The organism is Leucobacter sp. GX0328, from assembly GCF_053567315.1.
The window spans coordinates 129,493-143,836 of the sequence record NZ_JBSGPC010000002.1 but is presented as its reverse complement, the minus strand read 5'-3'; the positions used below and the strand labels follow the sequence as shown (position 1 = coordinate 143,836).

General features: G+C 66.6%; 14 protein-coding genes. 6 read left to right on the top strand and 8 right to left on the bottom strand.

The genetic code is table 11. The annotated features are described in order from the left end of the window. Positions 1–84: 84 nt before the first annotated feature. The 5 genes from smpB to yczR all read right to left on the bottom strand — a co-directional run bounded on the left by smpB (position 85) and on the right by yczR (position 5,542). Positions 85–564: an SsrA-binding protein SmpB gene (gene smpB / locus ACUYTF_RS08815; protein WP_434142447.1), complete on the bottom strand. Its 480-nt coding sequence runs from the start codon at positions 562–564 to the stop codon at positions 85–87. 183 nt (positions 565–747) lie between these two features. Further along, positions 748–1,662, bottom strand: coding sequence for a permease-like cell division protein FtsX (gene ftsX / locus ACUYTF_RS08810; protein ID WP_434142446.1), 915 nt, complete (start codon positions 1,660–1,662; stop codon positions 748–750). Beyond that, a complete protein-coding gene (gene ftsE, locus ACUYTF_RS08805) occupies positions 1,659–2,843 on the bottom strand; it encodes a cell division ATP-binding protein FtsE (protein ID WP_434142445.1) in 1,185 nt (394 codons plus the stop codon). Before ftsE ends, ftsX begins: the two co-directional genes overlap by 4 nt. Positions 2,844–2,971: 128 nt before the next feature. Next, positions 2,972–4,081 carry a peptide chain release factor 2 gene (gene prfB / locus ACUYTF_RS08800; protein WP_434142444.1) on the bottom strand — a complete coding sequence of 370 codons (1,110 nt, stop codon included), beginning with the start codon at positions 4,079–4,081 and terminating at the stop codon, positions 2,972–2,974. A gap of 24 nt (positions 4,082–4,105) precedes the next feature. Then, the gene (gene yczR, locus ACUYTF_RS08795; protein ID WP_434142443.1) at positions 4,106–5,542 is read right to left on the bottom strand and encodes a MocR-like transcription factor YczR; all 1,437 of its coding nucleotides are present in this window, start codon (positions 5,540–5,542) and stop codon (positions 4,106–4,108) included. Between the two features lie 62 nt (positions 5,543–5,604). Here yczR and yczE point away from each other — a divergent pair, with 62 nt between their 5' ends. Further along, on the top strand, positions 5,605–6,258 hold the full coding sequence (gene yczE, locus ACUYTF_RS08790; protein ID WP_434142442.1) for a membrane protein YczE: 654 nt from the start codon (positions 5,605–5,607) through the stop codon (positions 6,256–6,258). 18 nt (positions 6,259–6,276) lie between these two features. Here yczE and ACUYTF_RS08785 read toward each other — a convergent pair whose 3' ends face one another. Further along, on the bottom strand, positions 6,277–7,695 hold the full coding sequence (locus ACUYTF_RS08785; RefSeq protein WP_434142441.1) for an amino acid permease: 1,419 nt from the start codon (positions 7,693–7,695) through the stop codon (positions 6,277–6,279). 339 nt (positions 7,696–8,034) lie between these two features. Here ACUYTF_RS08785 and ACUYTF_RS08780 point away from each other — a divergent pair, with 339 nt between their 5' ends. The 4 genes from ACUYTF_RS08780 (at position 8,035) to mmuM (ending at position 11,532) form a co-directional block, all read left to right on the top strand. Beyond that, positions 8,035–8,502 carry an Lrp/AsnC ligand binding domain-containing protein gene (locus ACUYTF_RS08780; protein WP_434142440.1) on the top strand — a complete coding sequence of 156 codons (468 nt, stop codon included), beginning with the start codon at positions 8,035–8,037 and terminating at the stop codon, positions 8,500–8,502. 2 nt (positions 8,503–8,504) lie between these two features. Beyond that, a complete protein-coding gene (locus tag ACUYTF_RS08775) occupies positions 8,505–9,899 on the top strand; it encodes an aspartate aminotransferase family protein (RefSeq protein ID WP_434142439.1) in 1,395 nt (464 codons plus the stop codon). An 84-nt stretch (positions 9,900–9,983) separates the two neighbouring features. Then, positions 9,984–10,505 (top strand): hypothetical protein, encoded by a 522-nt coding sequence (locus ACUYTF_RS08770; protein WP_449279615.1) that lies wholly within the window; start codon positions 9,984–9,986, stop codon positions 10,503–10,505. Between the two features lie 121 nt (positions 10,506–10,626). Further along, positions 10,627–11,532, top strand: a complete 906-nt coding sequence (gene mmuM, locus ACUYTF_RS08765; protein ID WP_434142437.1) for a homocysteine S-methyltransferase — start codon at positions 10,627–10,629, stop codon at positions 11,530–11,532. A 17-nt stretch (positions 11,533–11,549) separates the two neighbouring features. Here the strand turns inward: mmuM and ACUYTF_RS08760 are convergent, their stop codons facing one another. Further along, entirely contained in the window at positions 11,550–12,425 is an 876-nt protein-coding gene (locus tag ACUYTF_RS08760) for an ABC transporter substrate-binding protein (protein WP_434142436.1), read from the bottom strand. A gap of 178 nt (positions 12,426–12,603) precedes the next feature. Beyond that, positions 12,604–12,873 carry a 30S ribosomal protein S15 gene (gene rpsO, locus ACUYTF_RS08755; protein ID WP_434142435.1) on the bottom strand — a complete coding sequence of 90 codons (270 nt, stop codon included), beginning with the start codon at positions 12,871–12,873 and terminating at the stop codon, positions 12,604–12,606. 251 nt (positions 12,874–13,124) lie between these two features. On the opposite strand from rpsO, the gene ACUYTF_RS08750 reads away from it, so the two are divergent. Then, positions 13,125–14,336, top strand: coding sequence for an ammonium transporter (locus ACUYTF_RS08750; RefSeq protein ID WP_434142434.1), 1,212 nt, complete (start codon positions 13,125–13,127; stop codon positions 14,334–14,336). The last annotated feature ends 8 nt before the right edge of the window (positions 14,337–14,344 follow it).

Below are 14,344 nucleotides of genomic sequence, written 5' to 3'. Positions count from 1 at the left end.
TGTTTCCTCTGAGCTAGACCCCGGGCCGAGACGGCCCCGGCGAGTAGCGCGAGAACGCCCAGAAATGGGCGTTCTCTCCGAGCGCTACTCGCCCATTCGGTTCTTGGTGCGCATGGCCCGCTCGGCCTCGCGCTTGTCCTGCCGCTCGCGCAGTGTCTGGCGCTTGTCGTATTCCTTCTTGCCTTTGGCCAGCGCGATCTCGACCTTCGCGCGACCATCGAGGAAGTAGAGCCGCAGCGGGACGATCGTCATTCCGCCGTCGCGAGTCTTCTGGAAGAGCTTGTCGATCTGCTGCCGGTGCAGCAGCAGCTTGCGCTTGCGGCGCGGCGCATGGTTGGTCCACGAACCGTTCAGGTACTCGGGGATGTAGACGGCATCGAGCCAGGCCTCACCGCGTTCGATGAACACGTAGCCGTCGACGAGCGATGCCCGCCCCATGCGCAGCGATTTCACCTCGCTGCCGGTCAGCACCATTCCGGCCTCGTAGGTGTCGATGATGAGGTACTCGTGCCGCGCCTTCTTGTTCGAGGCGACGAGCTTCTCACCGGTTTCCTTGGGGCTCATGTCACATCCTCTCCCGGTAGCGCAGTCCATCAGCATACCGCACCGACGCGCCCCGACTCCCCGGGCGGGCCCGGCCGGCGCCGGGCGAACGCCCGCCCGTCGATATGCGATCTGCCGAGTATCTGGGGCCGGATCGCGGCAGAAGTCAGATTCTCGGCAGATCGCATGCGGACGGCAGTCCCGCTATACGCGCAGGTACCGGGTGATCGCGATCTTCGCCGCGATCGCCGAGAGCGCGACGCCGAGCACGATGAGCACCGGGGGCACGATGAGCGATTGTTCGACGGTGATGTAGCTCGTGAACGGTATCTCCTGCACCAGGAAATCCTGTACGAAGAACTTCACGATCGACACCGATGCCGCGCTCGCGAGCACGGCGCCGACGAGCGACGCGATGATGCCTTCGATGATGAACGGCGTCTGGATGAACCTGTTGGAGGCGCCGACGAGCCGCATGATGCCGATCTCGCGGCGCCTGGAGTATGCAGAGAGGCGGATGGTCGTGGAGATCAGGAGCATCGCCGCGATGAGCATGAGGCCCGCGATCGCGATCGCGGTGTAGCTCGCTACGCCGAGGAAGAGGAAGATGCGGTCGAGCAGGCTGCGCTGATCGGAGACGCTCTGCACCCCGGGGATGCCCGAGAAGGTCTCCTGGATGATCTCGGAGCGCGACGGGTCCTTGAGCTTCAGCCAGAAGGTCTGGTTGAGCTGCTCGGGCTTCGTGATGTCGACGATCGGGTTGCCTGCGAACTGCTTCGTGAACTCGTCGTACGCCTGCTCGTGATCCACGAAGAAGTAGTCGTCGACGTAGGGCTGCAGCGTCTCGGAGTTCAGCGCATCCTCGACCGCCGTGATCTCGGCCTCGCCGGCGTCGGTGCCCGAGCAGGTCGCGCTCTCGTCGTACTCGGTGCACAGGTAGACGGCCACCTGGGCGCGGTCGTACCAGAAGGTCTTCATCTGCTGGATCTGCAGCTGCATGATGATGGCAGCGCCGACGAAGGTGAGCGACACGAAGGTCACGAGCACCACCGAGATGACGACGGACATATTGCGGCGCAGGCCGTTCCAGACCTCGCCGATCACCAAACCGAATCTCATCGCACCGGCCCCACATCAGTCTGATCGCCATTGTCCTTGCGGTTGAGCCCGAGTGCTTCGGCGAGGTTGCCGGTCTCGGACATGCGCACGGGGTCCATGGGCGGCAGCGGGCCGCGGGGTTTCCGGTTCGCCTGCTCGTCCGCGGCATCGGCGGGTTCGAGGAAGGCGGGAATGCGCCTCTCGTCCCCCGCCCGGCGGGTGTCGTCGAAGTCGTCCTCGTCGTCGTGCTGGTCGTCGAACGGGTTCGGCTCCTCGAAGACGCTGGCTTCGATGCGGTCGTTCCCGTCGACGGGCTGCGACCGATCAGCGCTTGCGAGAACTTCGGCGGCGACGGCCGAGGCCGCGGCCTCCACCGTCGCGGTGCTCTCCGCGACGGCTTCCGCGGCTGCCGCTGCGGCCGCTGCATCGTCCGGGGCGAGGGCGGCGCGCACGACCGCTTCGGTGGTGCGCAGCACCTGCATGCCTTCGGCCGAGAGATCGGCGACAGGGATCGATGCGGTCTCGCCGTAGCCGCCGCCGACTTCGTCGCGCACGACGACGCCCTGCGACAGCTCGACGACGCGCTGCTGCATGATGTCGACGAATGCGGCTTCGTGTGTCGCCATGACGACGGTCGTGCCGGCCGCGTTGATCGCGCGCAGCAGCTGCATGATGCCGAGGCTGGTGGCCGGGTCGAGGTTGCCCGTCGGCTCATCGGCGAGCAGGATGGCGGGCTTGTTCACGATCGCGCGCGCGATGGCGACGCGCTGCTGCTCGCCGCCCGACAGCTCGTGGGGGTAGCGTTTGGCCTTGTTCGCGAGCCCGACCATCTCGAGGGTGTCGGGCACGGCCTCCTGGATGAATCCGCGCGACTTGCCGATGACCTGCAGCGTGAAGGCGACGTTGTCGTAGACGGTCTTATTGGTCAGCAGTCGGAAATCCTGGAAGACCGTGCCGAGGTTGCGTCTGAAGTAGGGCACCTTGCGCGACGAGATCTTGCTGAGGTCCTGCCCCAGCACGTGCACTTTGCCCGCACTCGGCTGGTCTTCGCGCAGAATGAGTCTCAGACAGCTCGACTTGCCTGAGCCCGAAGCGCCGACGATGAACACGAACTCGCCGCGATCGATTTTGAGGTCGATGCCGTCGAGCGCGGGCTTCGCCGTGCCGCGATATTTCTTGGTGACGTTCTCGAAGAGGATCATGACGGGTTCGACCCTACTCTCTGGTCTGCGCGCGACACGCAGCCACGCGGCGCTTCTGCAGCCATTCTGCGGGAAGTCGCAGGGAGGGGCCGCGGCGGCGCGCGGAGCGGGGCGATCTCAGCGGCGATTCAGTCGTTCTTCGACAGGGATCGCCAGCGGATGCCGGCGGCGATGAAACCGTCGAGATCGCCGTCGAACACGGCATCGGGCTGCGAGGATTCGTGGCCGGTGCGCAGATCCTTCACGAGCTGCTGGCCGTAAAGGAAGTAGGAGCGGATCTGGTCGCCCCAGCTGGCGGTGACGGAGCCCGCGAGCTCCTTCTTCTTCGCCGCTTCCTGTTCTTTCTGCAGCAGGAGCAGGCGGGTCTGCAGGAGGCGCATCGCCGCGGCGCGGTTCTGGATCTGGGACTTCTCGTTCTGCATCGAGATGACGATGCCCGTGGGGAGGTGGGTGATGCGCACCGCGGAGTCGGTCGTGTTCACCGACTGGCCCCCGGGGCCCGAGGAGCGGTAGACGTCGACGCGGATGTCGGTCTCGGGGATGTCCACTTCGGTCGCCTCTTCGAGCAGCGGGATGACCTCGACGCCGGCGAAGCTGGTCTGCCGCTTGTCTGCGGAGCCGAACGGGCTGATGCGGGCGAGGCGGTGCGTGCCGGCCTCGACGGAGAGCTTGCCGAACGCGTAGGGCGCGTCGACCTCGAAGGTCGCCGACTTGATACCGGCGCCCTCGGCGTACGAGGTGTCGAGCACCTTGGTCGGGATGTCGTGGTGCTCGGCCCAGCGCAGGTACATGCGCAGCAGGATCTCGGCGAAGTCGGTGGCGTCGTCGCCGCCCGCGCCCGAACGGATGGTGACGACGGCGGAGCGCTCGTCGTACTCCCCCGAGAGCATGGTCTGCACCTCGAGATCCTGCAGCACGGTTTCGAGGTCGGCGAGCTCCTGCGTCGCTTCGGCTTCGGAATCCGCGTCCTCCATCTCCTGCGAGAGCTCGACGAGCACCTCGAGGTCGTCGAGGCGGCTCTCGACGCCGCGCAGGCGCTTCACGCGGGCCTGGCGGTGGCTCAGGCCGCTCGTCACCTTCTGGGCGGCGGCGGGGTCGTCCCAGAGGCCGGGGGCGGCGGCCTGCTCCTCGAGCTCCGCGATCTCGCGATCGAGGCGGGGCAGGTCTGACACCGCCGCGATGTCGGCGTATGTGGCGCGCAGCGCCTTGAAGCGGGCGTTGAAATCGAGATCAAGCATGATGCACCAACTCTACCGTCCCGGTCAGATGACGGCGTCCATCTCGATCGGCTCCGTTCTCGTCGACGGCGCGGCTTCGCGGGCCTCGCCGAGCACGGCCACGGCATCGATCAGCCGGGTTTCGGGCAACGAGAACGGCAGCCGCACGAACCGTTCGAACATCCCGGGGCTGCCGAAGCGGGGGCCCGGCGGCAGCCGTACTCCGCGACGCGCGGCCTCGCGGCTGAGGGCCGTACTCCGATGCTCGCCGATGTCGACCCAGAGGCAGACGCCTCCGACTGCCGCGGTCGTTCGCCAGTCGGGAAGCCGGGCGGCGAGCTGCTCCGTGAGTACTCGGTGCCGCTTCGTGAGCTCGCGCGTGCGGAAGTCGAGGATCTCGTCGTACCGTTCGAGTGCGAGAGCCGCGGCCACCTGCTCCCACGAGGCGGTTCCCAGATCGCCGACACGTCGAGCGGCTTCGAGGCGTGCGATCAGGTCGGGCGTCGCCCGGATCCAGCCGATGCGCAGCCCGCCCCAGACGGTCTTGCCGAGCGACCCGACGGTGATGATGGCGTCGCGCTGATGCGGCTGCTCGGCGGCCGCCGCGAAGGGTTCGACGAGCCGGTGCTCGCCGAGCATGAGCTCTGCGGTGGTCTCATCCACCAGCATGTGCGCGCCCGACGCGCTGAGCGCTGCGATCAGACGCGTGCGGAGTCCGCGCGGCATGCTCTGCCCGGTCGGGTTGTGGTGGTCGGGGATGAGGTATGCGAGGCGGGGTGCCACGCGAGCGGCGATGTCGAGCATGCCCGCGGCGTCGTATTCGCGCTGCCACACCGGCAGTTCGGCGACGAGGGCGCCGGTGCTCGCGAGCGCTTCGCGCGCGTGGGGGTAGCTCGGCGATTCGATCAGGGCGCGATCGCCGCGTCCGAGCAGTGTGCGCGCGACGAGGTGGATGGCATGCTGGGCGCCGAGCGTCACCATGATCTGATCGGGCGTCGTGACGAGGCCGCGCCTCGTATAGCGGTCGGCGAGCGCCGCGCGCAGATCGGGCCTGCCGATGGTGTCGAAGCCCGACTGCGCGAACAGCCCGGGGGCCGCGTGCAGCGACTGCGCGGCGAGGGCCTCCATGCCCGGCCAGGGTTCGGGGCACGCCGTCGACAGGTCGATCGCCGCACTTCCCGCTGCGTCCGCCGCGTCCAGATCCGCCCGGCGGGGCGCCCGTACGATGGTTCCCGACCCTTGCTTCGAGAGCGCCAGGCCCGATTCGCGGAGCATGCGATAGGCCGCCGCGACCATGGTGCGGCTGATGCCGAGCTCCTCCGCGAGCCCGCGCTCGGCGGGCAGCGACGTTCCCGGAGCGATCGCTCCGTCGCGCATCAGCAGCACGACGCTGTCGGCGAGCTCCTGGTATCCGAAGCCGTCTCCGCGCCAGTCTCCGAGCAGCCGCGCGAACCGACGTGCTGAGAGTCGTTGCGAGATCATATGGCCACTATATGCAGATTGGCATCTTGTTCACCAGTCCAAACTGAAGTGGACTGATCACTATGCTCTTCCGTCTCGCCCGCCTCGTTCCCGGTCTGCTCCTCTACGGCATCGCCGACGCGTTCATGATCCGTGCGGCGATCGGTGTCGACTCCTGGACCGTCTTCGCGCAGGGCGTCTCATTGCATACCGGGCTCAGCATCGGGCTCCTCACGAACCTCATCGGGCTCGCGGTGCTCCTCCTCTGGATCCCGCTGCGCCAGAAGCCCGGGCTCGGCACCGTGCTCAATATCCTGCTGGTCGGCCCGGGCATCGACCTCGGGCTCTGGCTGCTCCCCTCGCCCGGAACGCTCTGGGCGCGCGTACTCTTCTTCGCGACCGGCATGCTGCTGCTCGCCATCGCGAGCGGCGTCTACATCGGGGCTCGACTCGGGCCGGGCCCGCGCGACGGCCTCATGACGGGACTGCATGCCCGATTCGGTATGCCGGTCTGGGCCGGCCGAACGTCGGTCGAGCTCACCGTGCTCGCGATCGGCTGGCTGCTCGGCGGCAACGCCGGCGTGGGCACCGTCGCATTCGCCCTCCTCATCGGCCCGCTCTGCAGCATCACCCTGCCCCTCTTCGATGCGGAGCGCCACGGGCGGAAGGCCGAACGGCCCGCCGCCCCGGGCGCGGAGAGCCTGCGCTCTCCGGCCGAGACGACGGGCCGTTCGTGACGGGCACCGGTGGCGGTGCTATTCGGTGTCGGAGCCGACGACCTTGTTGTAGCCGGTGACGGCCTGATCCTCGTCGAAGGCGGCGACCTTCTTCTTGAATCCCTTGGTGAGGAAGACGAGGTAGACGAGCCCGAGCAGCGTCCAGATCACACCGCCGATGAGCGCATCGGCGTGCAGGTTCGCCCAGAGCAGACCGGTCATGGCGACGCCGATGAGCGGCAGCACGATGAAGTTGAAGATGTCCTTCGGCGTCTTGCGGCGGCCCTGGCGGATCGCGAACCAGGCGATCACCGAGATGTTCACGAACGAGAACGCGATGAGGGCGCCGTAGTTGATGAACGCGGCGATCATTTCGAGCGTGAACACCACGGCCGTCAGGCAGACGATGCCGGTGAGCACGATGTTGAACGTCGGAGTGTGCGTCTTCGGGTTGATGTAGCCGAAGAACTTCTTGGGCAGCACGTCGTTGCGGCCCATGACGAGCAGCATGCGCGAGACCGAGGCGTGCGAGGCGAGGCCCGAGGCGAGGGTCGCGCAGAAACCCGCGGCGGTCAGCACGGCCATGAGCACCGGGCCGCCGACGGCGTCGCCGATCATCGGCAGCGTCGAATCCTCGACGAACTGCATGTCGCCGCCGGGGGCGAAGAAATTCCAATCGGTGAAGCGCAGCTGGGTGAAGTACCCGGCGATGAGGAAGATGGCGCCGCCGATCAGCACGGTGAGAATCAGTGCGCGCGGAACGATCTTCGGCGTGCGGGCCTCCTCTACGTACATCGTGACCGCGTCGAAGCCGATGAACGAGAAGCAGACGATCGTCGCTCCCATGAGCACCGCTCCTGCGGTGACGCCGTCGTGGAAGAACGGCTGCATCGAGGCCACCGTGCCGACGCCCTCGCCGCCGGCGAGCTGCGCCCACACCATGATGACGAACACCGTCATGACGACGATCGAGAAGACGAGCAGGATCATGTTCACGTTCGAAGTGCCGCGCATGGTCAAGTAGATGATGCCCGTCGTGAGGATGCAGTAGAGCACGACCCAGATCCAGCCGGGCACCGACGGGAACACGGCCTCGAGGTAGCTGCGGATGATCAGGCAGTTCACCATCGGCAGCAGCATGTAGTCGATGAGCGAGGTCCAGCCGACCAGGAAGCCGACGTTCGGGTGGATCGACTCGCGCACGTAGGTGTAGGCGGAGCCCGCGCTCGGGATGGCGCCCGACATCTTGCCGTAGCTGATCGCGGTGAAGACCATCACGATCAGCGCCACGAGGTACGCGAGCGGCACGACGTTGTTGGTGTCGCGGGCGACCATGCCGAAGGTATCGAAGACCACTGTCGGGGTCATGTATCCCAGCCCCAGGCCGACGATGGCCCAGAGCCCGAGATTGCGCTTCAGGGAGGCGCCGCGCGCTACACCCGTCTTGGTACTCGTCATGCTCTCTCCTTTAAGAACCTGCGGCGCGCCTCGTCGACGCTTCGACCGCGCCGTCACGAACCGATAGAGGAAATATGGCACATCTCACTCCACCGGCATAGCCCTTTCGTCGTTTTCTGCATACAATCTCTAGAAATCAGTGTCAAAATTTTCTTTTTAAGCCGAAAAGCACTGCCGAGTCGCATTTTGGCTTCGGTTTAAGAAACTCACGCCGAAGCCCGCAGCAGACACATTCCTTCGCCTCAGAATTGCGCCAGAAGTGCGCATATGCAAAGTATTGAATATCAATTTCTGCGGAATCCTTTGCTTTTTCACTCTCTTGCTGTAAGAATCAGTTGCGTGAGCACAAAACGAAGTACTCCGACACTCGACTCGACGTCGAAGGCGATCATCGAGCAATTGCAGATCGATGGCCGCCGTTCGTACGCCGAGATCGGCAAAGCCGTCGGCCTCAGCGAGGCCGCGGTGCGCCAGCGCGTGCAGAAGCTCACAGACGCCGGAGTGATGCAGATCGTCGCCGTCACCGATCCCATGCGGCTCGGTTTCAGCAGGCAGGCGATGCTCGGCATCCGCGTATCCGGCGATACCCGAATCGTCGCAGACCGCCTCGCCGAGATTCCGGAGATCAGTTACGTCGTACTGAGCGCCGGAACGTTCGACATCCTCGTCGAGGTCGTCTGCGAGGACGATGACGGCCTCATCGAGCTGCTGAACGAGAAGATTCGCACCATCAGCGGCGTTGCTTCGACGGAGACCTTCGTCTACCTCCAACTCAACAAACAGAAATACGACTGGGGAACACGATAACCATGTCATTCGATCCGACAGCAGCGGTCGACACCGCCGCCCTTCAGGCCTCGGCCAAGCGCCACATGTGGCCGCACTTCACCAACCGCAAGGTGCTGAACGACGGCATCCCCGTCATCACCAAGGCATCGGGCCACCACATCTACGACGCCGCCGGCAAGGAGTACATCGACGGGCTCGCGGGCCTCTTCGTCGTGAACGCCGGCCACGGCCGCGAGCGCATCGTGCAGGCTGCGGCCAAGCAGATGCAGCAGCTCGACTTCATGCCGATCTGGTCGTACGCGCACCCGGCAGCGATCGAGCTGTCGGAGCGCCTCTCGTCGTACGCCCCCGGCGAGATGAACAAGGTGTTCTTCACCACCGGCGGCGGCGAAGCCGTCGAGTCCGCATTCAAGCTGGCCAAGCACTTCTGGAAGATCAAGGGCCAGCCGATGAAGCACAAGGTGATCTCGCGCTCGGTCGCGTACCACGGCACCCCGCAGGGCGCCCTGGCGATCACCGGTATCCCCGACATGAAGAAGTTCTACGAGCCGCTGACCCCGGGCGGTCACCGCGTGCCGAACACGAACTTCTACCGCGCCGCCGAGATGGGCGCACCCTCGGACGACCTCGAGGCCTTCGGCCAGTGGGCCGCGAACCGCATCGAAGAGGCCATCCTCTTCGAGGGCCCCGAGACCGTCGCCGCCGTCTTCCTCGAGCCGGTGCAGAACTCGGGCGGCTGCTTCCCGCCTCCCCCCGGCTACTTCAAGCGCGTGCGCGAGATCTGCGACCAGTACGACGTGCTGCTCGTCTCGGATGAGGTCATCTGCGCCTACGGCCGCGTCGGCGAGTTCTTCGCTTCGAAGGCCCTCGGCTACGAGCCCGACATCATCACTTCGGCGAAGGGCATCACCTCGGGCTACGTGCCCCTGGGCGCGATGATTGTCTCGGACAAGGTCTCGGAGCCGTTCAATTCGACCGAGAACACGTTCTACCACGGCTTCACCTTCGCCGGTCACCCGGCAGCGGCTGCCGCGGCGCTCGAGAACCTCGACATCTTCGAGGAAGAGGATCTGAACGGCCGCGTGCGCGAGAACAGCCCGCTGTTCCGCGCCGAGCTCGAGAAGCTGCTCGACATCGACATCGTCGGCGACGTGCGCGGCGAGGGCTACTTCTTCGGCATCGAGCTGGTGAAGGACAAGGCCACCAAGGAGACGTTCAACGACGAGGAGTCGGATCGTCTGCTGCGCGACTACCTGACGCCCGCGCTGTGGGAAGCCGGTCTGTACTGCCGCGCCGACGACCGCGGAGACCCCGTCATCCAGCTCGCTCCCCCGCTGACCATCGGTCCGGCGGAGTTCGCTGAGATCGGCGGCATCCTCCGCAGCGTGCTGAAGGACGCCTCCTCGAAGATCTAGTCTTCGCGGACGGCAGGGGCCGTGCGTATCGTTCCATCGATGCGCACGGCCCCTGCCGTCTCCACCGAGGGCTATGCTGGGCCCATGAGCGCGCCGTACCCGCCCCAGGACCCGCAGCACCAGTTCCCGCAGCCACAGCCACAGCCACAGCCACAGCCACAGCCACAGCCACAGCCACAGTATGAGCAGCAGCAGCCGCAGTACGCACAGCCGCAGTACTCGCAACCGCAGTACGATCAGTCGTACGCGCAGCCGCAGGTTGCGCCGTTGGTCGGGAACGCGGCGTCCGAGCGCGTGAACGTGCTCGGCGTCGTCGCGCTCAGCATCGCGGCCCTGCACTCCGCGCTCTCCGTCCTCACGCCGGCCTTCGTGTTCCGACTGTCCTTCGACCTCGACCTGGACAGTTCGGCCATCAGCCTGGTCCTCGGCGCCGTCAATCTCTTCTGGGTCCTCGTGGTCGGCGTGCTCGGCCTCTTCGGTCTGATGCGCAAGGACCAGCCGCGCTTGCGCTGGACGGCGATCGGCGCGGTCGTCTCGGCCGGGCTCGGTATCATCTCGTTCGTCTTCTCCCTGTTCAGCGGGCTGCTCGCGCCGCTCTTCTACTGATGCGCGAGCACATCCGAACATTCTGAACGCATGCGCAGCCTCCCTCCGCGATAGCCGCAGCACGCACGCCCCGCGACGCGCAGTGTCGGGCCGCAGCGCTCGGTTTCGCTACGCTGATTCCATGCCCACTCTGCTCGAAGCGATCGAAGCCGGCCCCGTCGTATTGGATGGCGGCCTCGGCACCCATCTGGAGGCGCGTGGAAACTCCGTCGCGTCGGCGCTCTGGTCGGCGAAGATCCTGCGCGACGACCCCGATGAGGTGCGCGCCGCGCATCGCGACTTCTTCGAGTCCGGTGCACGCATCGCGACTACATGCTCGTACCAGGTGAGCTACGAGGGGTTCGCTTCCGAGAGCCGTGACGAGGTGAACGCGCTGCTGCGCCGCAGCGTGCAGCTCGCGGGGCTCGCACGCGCCGATGCCGGCCTCTCCCCCGATGAGGCCTGGGTCGCCGCCTCCGTCGGCCCGTACGGGTCGAGCCCGGGGTGCGGCACCGAGTACGACGGCGACTACGGGTTGAGCGTCGCCGAGCTCCGCGCCTGGCACCGACCGCGCATCGATGCGCTTGCCGAGGCCGGCGCCGACGTACTGCTCTTCGAGACGGTACCGCTGCTCGACGAAGTCGAGGCGATCTGCGCCGAGATGGCCGGCACCGGCGTATCGAGCATGATCAGCGTCACCGTCGACTCCGCCGGGCTGCGAGCCGGGCGCTCCCTCGAGGAGTTCGCCGCGCTCGCCGAGGGCGTCGACGAGATCTCCGCGATCGGCGTGAACTGCTCGGCGCTCCCCGACGCGGACGCCGCGCTCCGTGCACTCGCCGGCGCCTCCGCGAAGCCGCTGCTCGTCTACCCGAACACCGGCGAGGTCTGGAACCCGGAGACCCGCAGCTGGTCGGGTTCGGCGGAGCGCATCGACGACTACGTCGATGCCTGGCTGTCGCGCGGCGTCGCGCTCATCGGCGGCTGCTGCCGGGTGACGACGACCGATATCGCGCGTCTGGCCGAGCGTGTGGCGGCAGCCGCGCGCTGATCCCTGCCGCTGCCCGCTTACTCGGTGCCGGCGTTGATCGTGGCCTCGGTGATCGCGCCGAGCTCGGAGTGGCCCGACTGCAGGATCTGCAGATAGGTGCCGTTGTCGATGAGCGTCTGCAGCGCACCGCGCACGTGCTCGGAGAGCTCGCTGTTCTTCACGATGGGGAAGCCGTAGGGCATCGTGTCGAAGAGGTCGCCCACGACCTCGAGGTCGCCGTCGAGCTGTGCGACCGCATCGAGGGTGACGGGCGAATCCGCTGAGAAGGCGTCTGCCTTGCCGACGACGACCGCATTCGTGACCTCGGGCTGACCGGTGAACGGCATGATCTCGATCGGCGCTTTGCCGTCGGCCTCGCACTGCGCGCTTCGCTCGGGCAGTTCGACGAGATGCTGGGTGCCGGCCGTCATGACGGCGACGGTGAGACCGCACGCGCTATCGGGGTCCACGCCGCTTCCCGGCTTCGCCGCCCACAACGAGCCCGCGTTGTAGTAGTTGACGAAGTCGACGACTTCCTGCCGTTCGACGGTGTCGCCGAATGATCCGACGCCCATGTCGATGCTCCCCGTCTCGAGGCGCGGCAGGATCCCGTCGAACTGCAGGATCTCCCATTCGACGTCGAGTCCCAGCTCGTCGGCGATCGCCGAGACCAGGTCGACAGCCCAACCGGTCGGCGTACCGTCGTCGGTCTTGAATTCGTTCGGCGGGTAATCGACGATGGTGCCCACGTGCAGCGTGCCCGACGCCTCGATCTCTTCCCAAGAACGTGCGACCGTGGCACTGGGTGCATCGGTCTGACTCGTCGAGGATGCGCCCGCGTCGTCGTTGACGCAACCGGTCAGCAGTACGGCGGCCGCGACCAGGAGCGCGGGGGTGAGATGACGGAGCTTCATGAGAGCCTTTCTGAAGGAAACGCTCAATTCTCGCGCGGTCGGCACCGTCTACTCGATTCGGGTTACGTCGTGTAACGCCCGGTGGGCTCGAACGGGCCGGGCACGGCTCCGGAAACAGGAAACGCCCCCGATCCGAAAGCGGATCGAGGGCGTTTCGCAGTAAGCCGAATGGCTTCGCTCAGCGGCGAAGGCCCAGGCGCTCGATGAGCGAGCGGTACCGGTTGATGTCGACGTTCTGGAGGTAGCCCAGCAGACGACGACGCTGGCCGACGAGCAGCAGCAGGCCGCGGCGCGAGTGGTGGTCGTGCTTGTGCGACTTGAGGTGCTCCGTCAGGTCCTTGATGCGCTGCGAGAGCATCGCGATCTGGACCTCAGGGGAACCGGTGTCACCGGGCTTGGTCGCGTACTCATCGATGATCGCCTTCTTGGCTTCTGCACTCAGTGCCATAGGGATCCCCTTTCCTCTTGCTGCGCGGCGCCTTCAGCCGAATGCTGGGGCTCTCTTGATCCGCGGCCGTTCTGACGGCAACCTGAACAGCTTAGCACCTCCCCGCGAAAGTTCGAAGCCCATACCCTGAGACCCATCCCGAAACGCACCGGCGACGGGCCGGAAACCGTTCGGCGACCGTCGCGAAACATAGCCGGCCGACACTGGAGCGACGACCCGCAGCACGGGTCCCCGACGGAGAGGAAGACGCCATGGATCTCACCCCGCAGGACGTATGGACGCTGACGAGCACGGCCCTCGTGCTCGTCATGACCCCGGGGCTCGCCCTCTTCTACGGCGGGCTGGTGCGGGTGCGCTCGGTCGTCAACATGATGCTCTTCAGCGTGAGCGCGATGGGCGTCGTCGGCGTGCTCTGGGTGCTGTTCGGGTACAGCATGAACAGCTTCGCTCCGGGAGCGACCGGTTTCGCGGGCGACCCGTTTGCGGACTTCGGTCTGCTGAGCACTCCCCCGGACGAGTTCATCGGCGTCGGGTTCGGCGCGGTGTTCGCGATGATCTCGACGGCGCTCATCTCGGGTGCGATCGCGGATCGCGTCGGGCTCGGTTCGTGGGTGCTCTTCGCGGGCGTGTGGGCATCTCTGGTCTACTTTCCGGTCGCCGCATGGGTATGGGGCGGCGGCTGGATCGAGCACCTGGGCAGCGCGCTCGGCATGCCCGATGCCATCGACCTCGCCGGCGGCACCGTCATTCACGTCAATGCCGGCGCTGCGGCTCTCGCCCTGGCCATCGTCGTAGGCAAGCGCATCGGATTCGCTCGCGGATCGCACCGGCCGCACAGCATCCCGCTCGTCACGATCGGCGCCGCCCTGCTCTGGTTCGGTTGGATCGGATTCAACTCGGGGCTGGCCTCGGGCGCCGGCGAGGCCGGCCTGATCCTCGTGAACACGCTCGCCTCACCGTCCGCCGGCATCATCGGCTGGATCTTCGTCGACGCGCTGCGCGGCAAGAAGCCGGGAGTGACCGGCGCCGCTTCGGGCGCAGTGGCGGGCCTCGTCGCGATCACCCCCGCCGCGGCGGATCTGTCGCCGCTATGGGCGCTGCTGCTCGGCCTCATCGCCGGAAGCGCCTGCGCCTGCGCCATCGAGTGGAAGTACCGTCTCGGATACGACGATTCACTGGACGTGGTGGGCCTGCACCTGGTCGCGGGCGTCATCGGTTCGCTTTATCTCGGCTTCTTCGCATTCGATGACGGGCTCTTCACCGGCGGCGACCTCGGCCTGCTGGTCGTGCAGGCGATCTCGGTGACCGCGGTAGCGGCGTACTCGTTCGTCGCCTCCCTGCTCATCGCGCTCGGAGTCAAGCGCCTCACGGGTCTGCGGGTTCCGCCGGAGGTCGAGGAGCAGGGCATCGACTCCGGAGCGCACGGCGAGGAGGCATACGCCTACGAACTCCCCGGGCGTTAAGGTCGAGG

What these genes read in the sequence shown, in the direction of transcription:
- smpB (WP_434142447.1), bottom strand. Translation starts at nt 564, where the DNA reads ATGAGCCCCAAGGAAACCGGTGAGAAGCTCGTCGCCTCGAACAAGAAG.
- ftsX (WP_434142446.1), bottom strand. Translation starts at nt 1,662, where the DNA reads ATGAGATTCGGTTTGGTGATCGGCGAGGTCTGGAACGGCCTGCGCCGC.
- ftsE (WP_434142445.1), bottom strand. Translation starts at nt 2,843, where the DNA reads ATGATCCTCTTCGAGAACGTCACCAAGAAATATCGCGGCACGGCGAAG.
- prfB (WP_434142444.1), bottom strand. Translation starts at nt 4,081, where the DNA reads ATGCTTGATCTCGATTTCAACGCCCGCTTCAAGGCGCTGCGCGCCACA.
- yczR (WP_434142443.1), bottom strand. Translation starts at nt 5,542, where the DNA reads ATGATCTCGCAACGACTCTCAGCACGTCGGTTCGCGCGGCTGCTCGGA.
- yczE (WP_434142442.1), top strand. Translation starts at nt 5,605, where the DNA reads ATGCTCTTCCGTCTCGCCCGCCTCGTTCCCGGTCTGCTCCTCTACGGC.
- ACUYTF_RS08785 (WP_434142441.1), bottom strand. Translation starts at nt 7,695, where the DNA reads ATGACGAGTACCAAGACGGGTGTAGCGCGCGGCGCCTCCCTGAAGCGC.
- ACUYTF_RS08775 (WP_434142439.1), top strand. Translation starts at nt 8,505, where the DNA reads ATGTCATTCGATCCGACAGCAGCGGTCGACACCGCCGCCCTTCAGGCC.
- ACUYTF_RS08770 (WP_449279615.1), top strand. Translation starts at nt 9,984, where the DNA reads ATGAGCGCGCCGTACCCGCCCCAGGACCCGCAGCACCAGTTCCCGCAG.
- mmuM (WP_434142437.1), top strand. Translation starts at nt 10,627, where the DNA reads ATGCCCACTCTGCTCGAAGCGATCGAAGCCGGCCCCGTCGTATTGGAT.
- ACUYTF_RS08760 (WP_434142436.1), bottom strand. Translation starts at nt 12,425, where the DNA reads ATGAAGCTCCGTCATCTCACCCCCGCGCTCCTGGTCGCGGCCGCCGTA.
- rpsO (WP_434142435.1), bottom strand. Translation starts at nt 12,873, where the DNA reads ATGGCACTGAGTGCAGAAGCCAAGAAGGCGATCATCGATGAGTACGCG.
- ACUYTF_RS08750 (WP_434142434.1), top strand. Translation starts at nt 13,125, where the DNA reads ATGGATCTCACCCCGCAGGACGTATGGACGCTGACGAGCACGGCCCTC.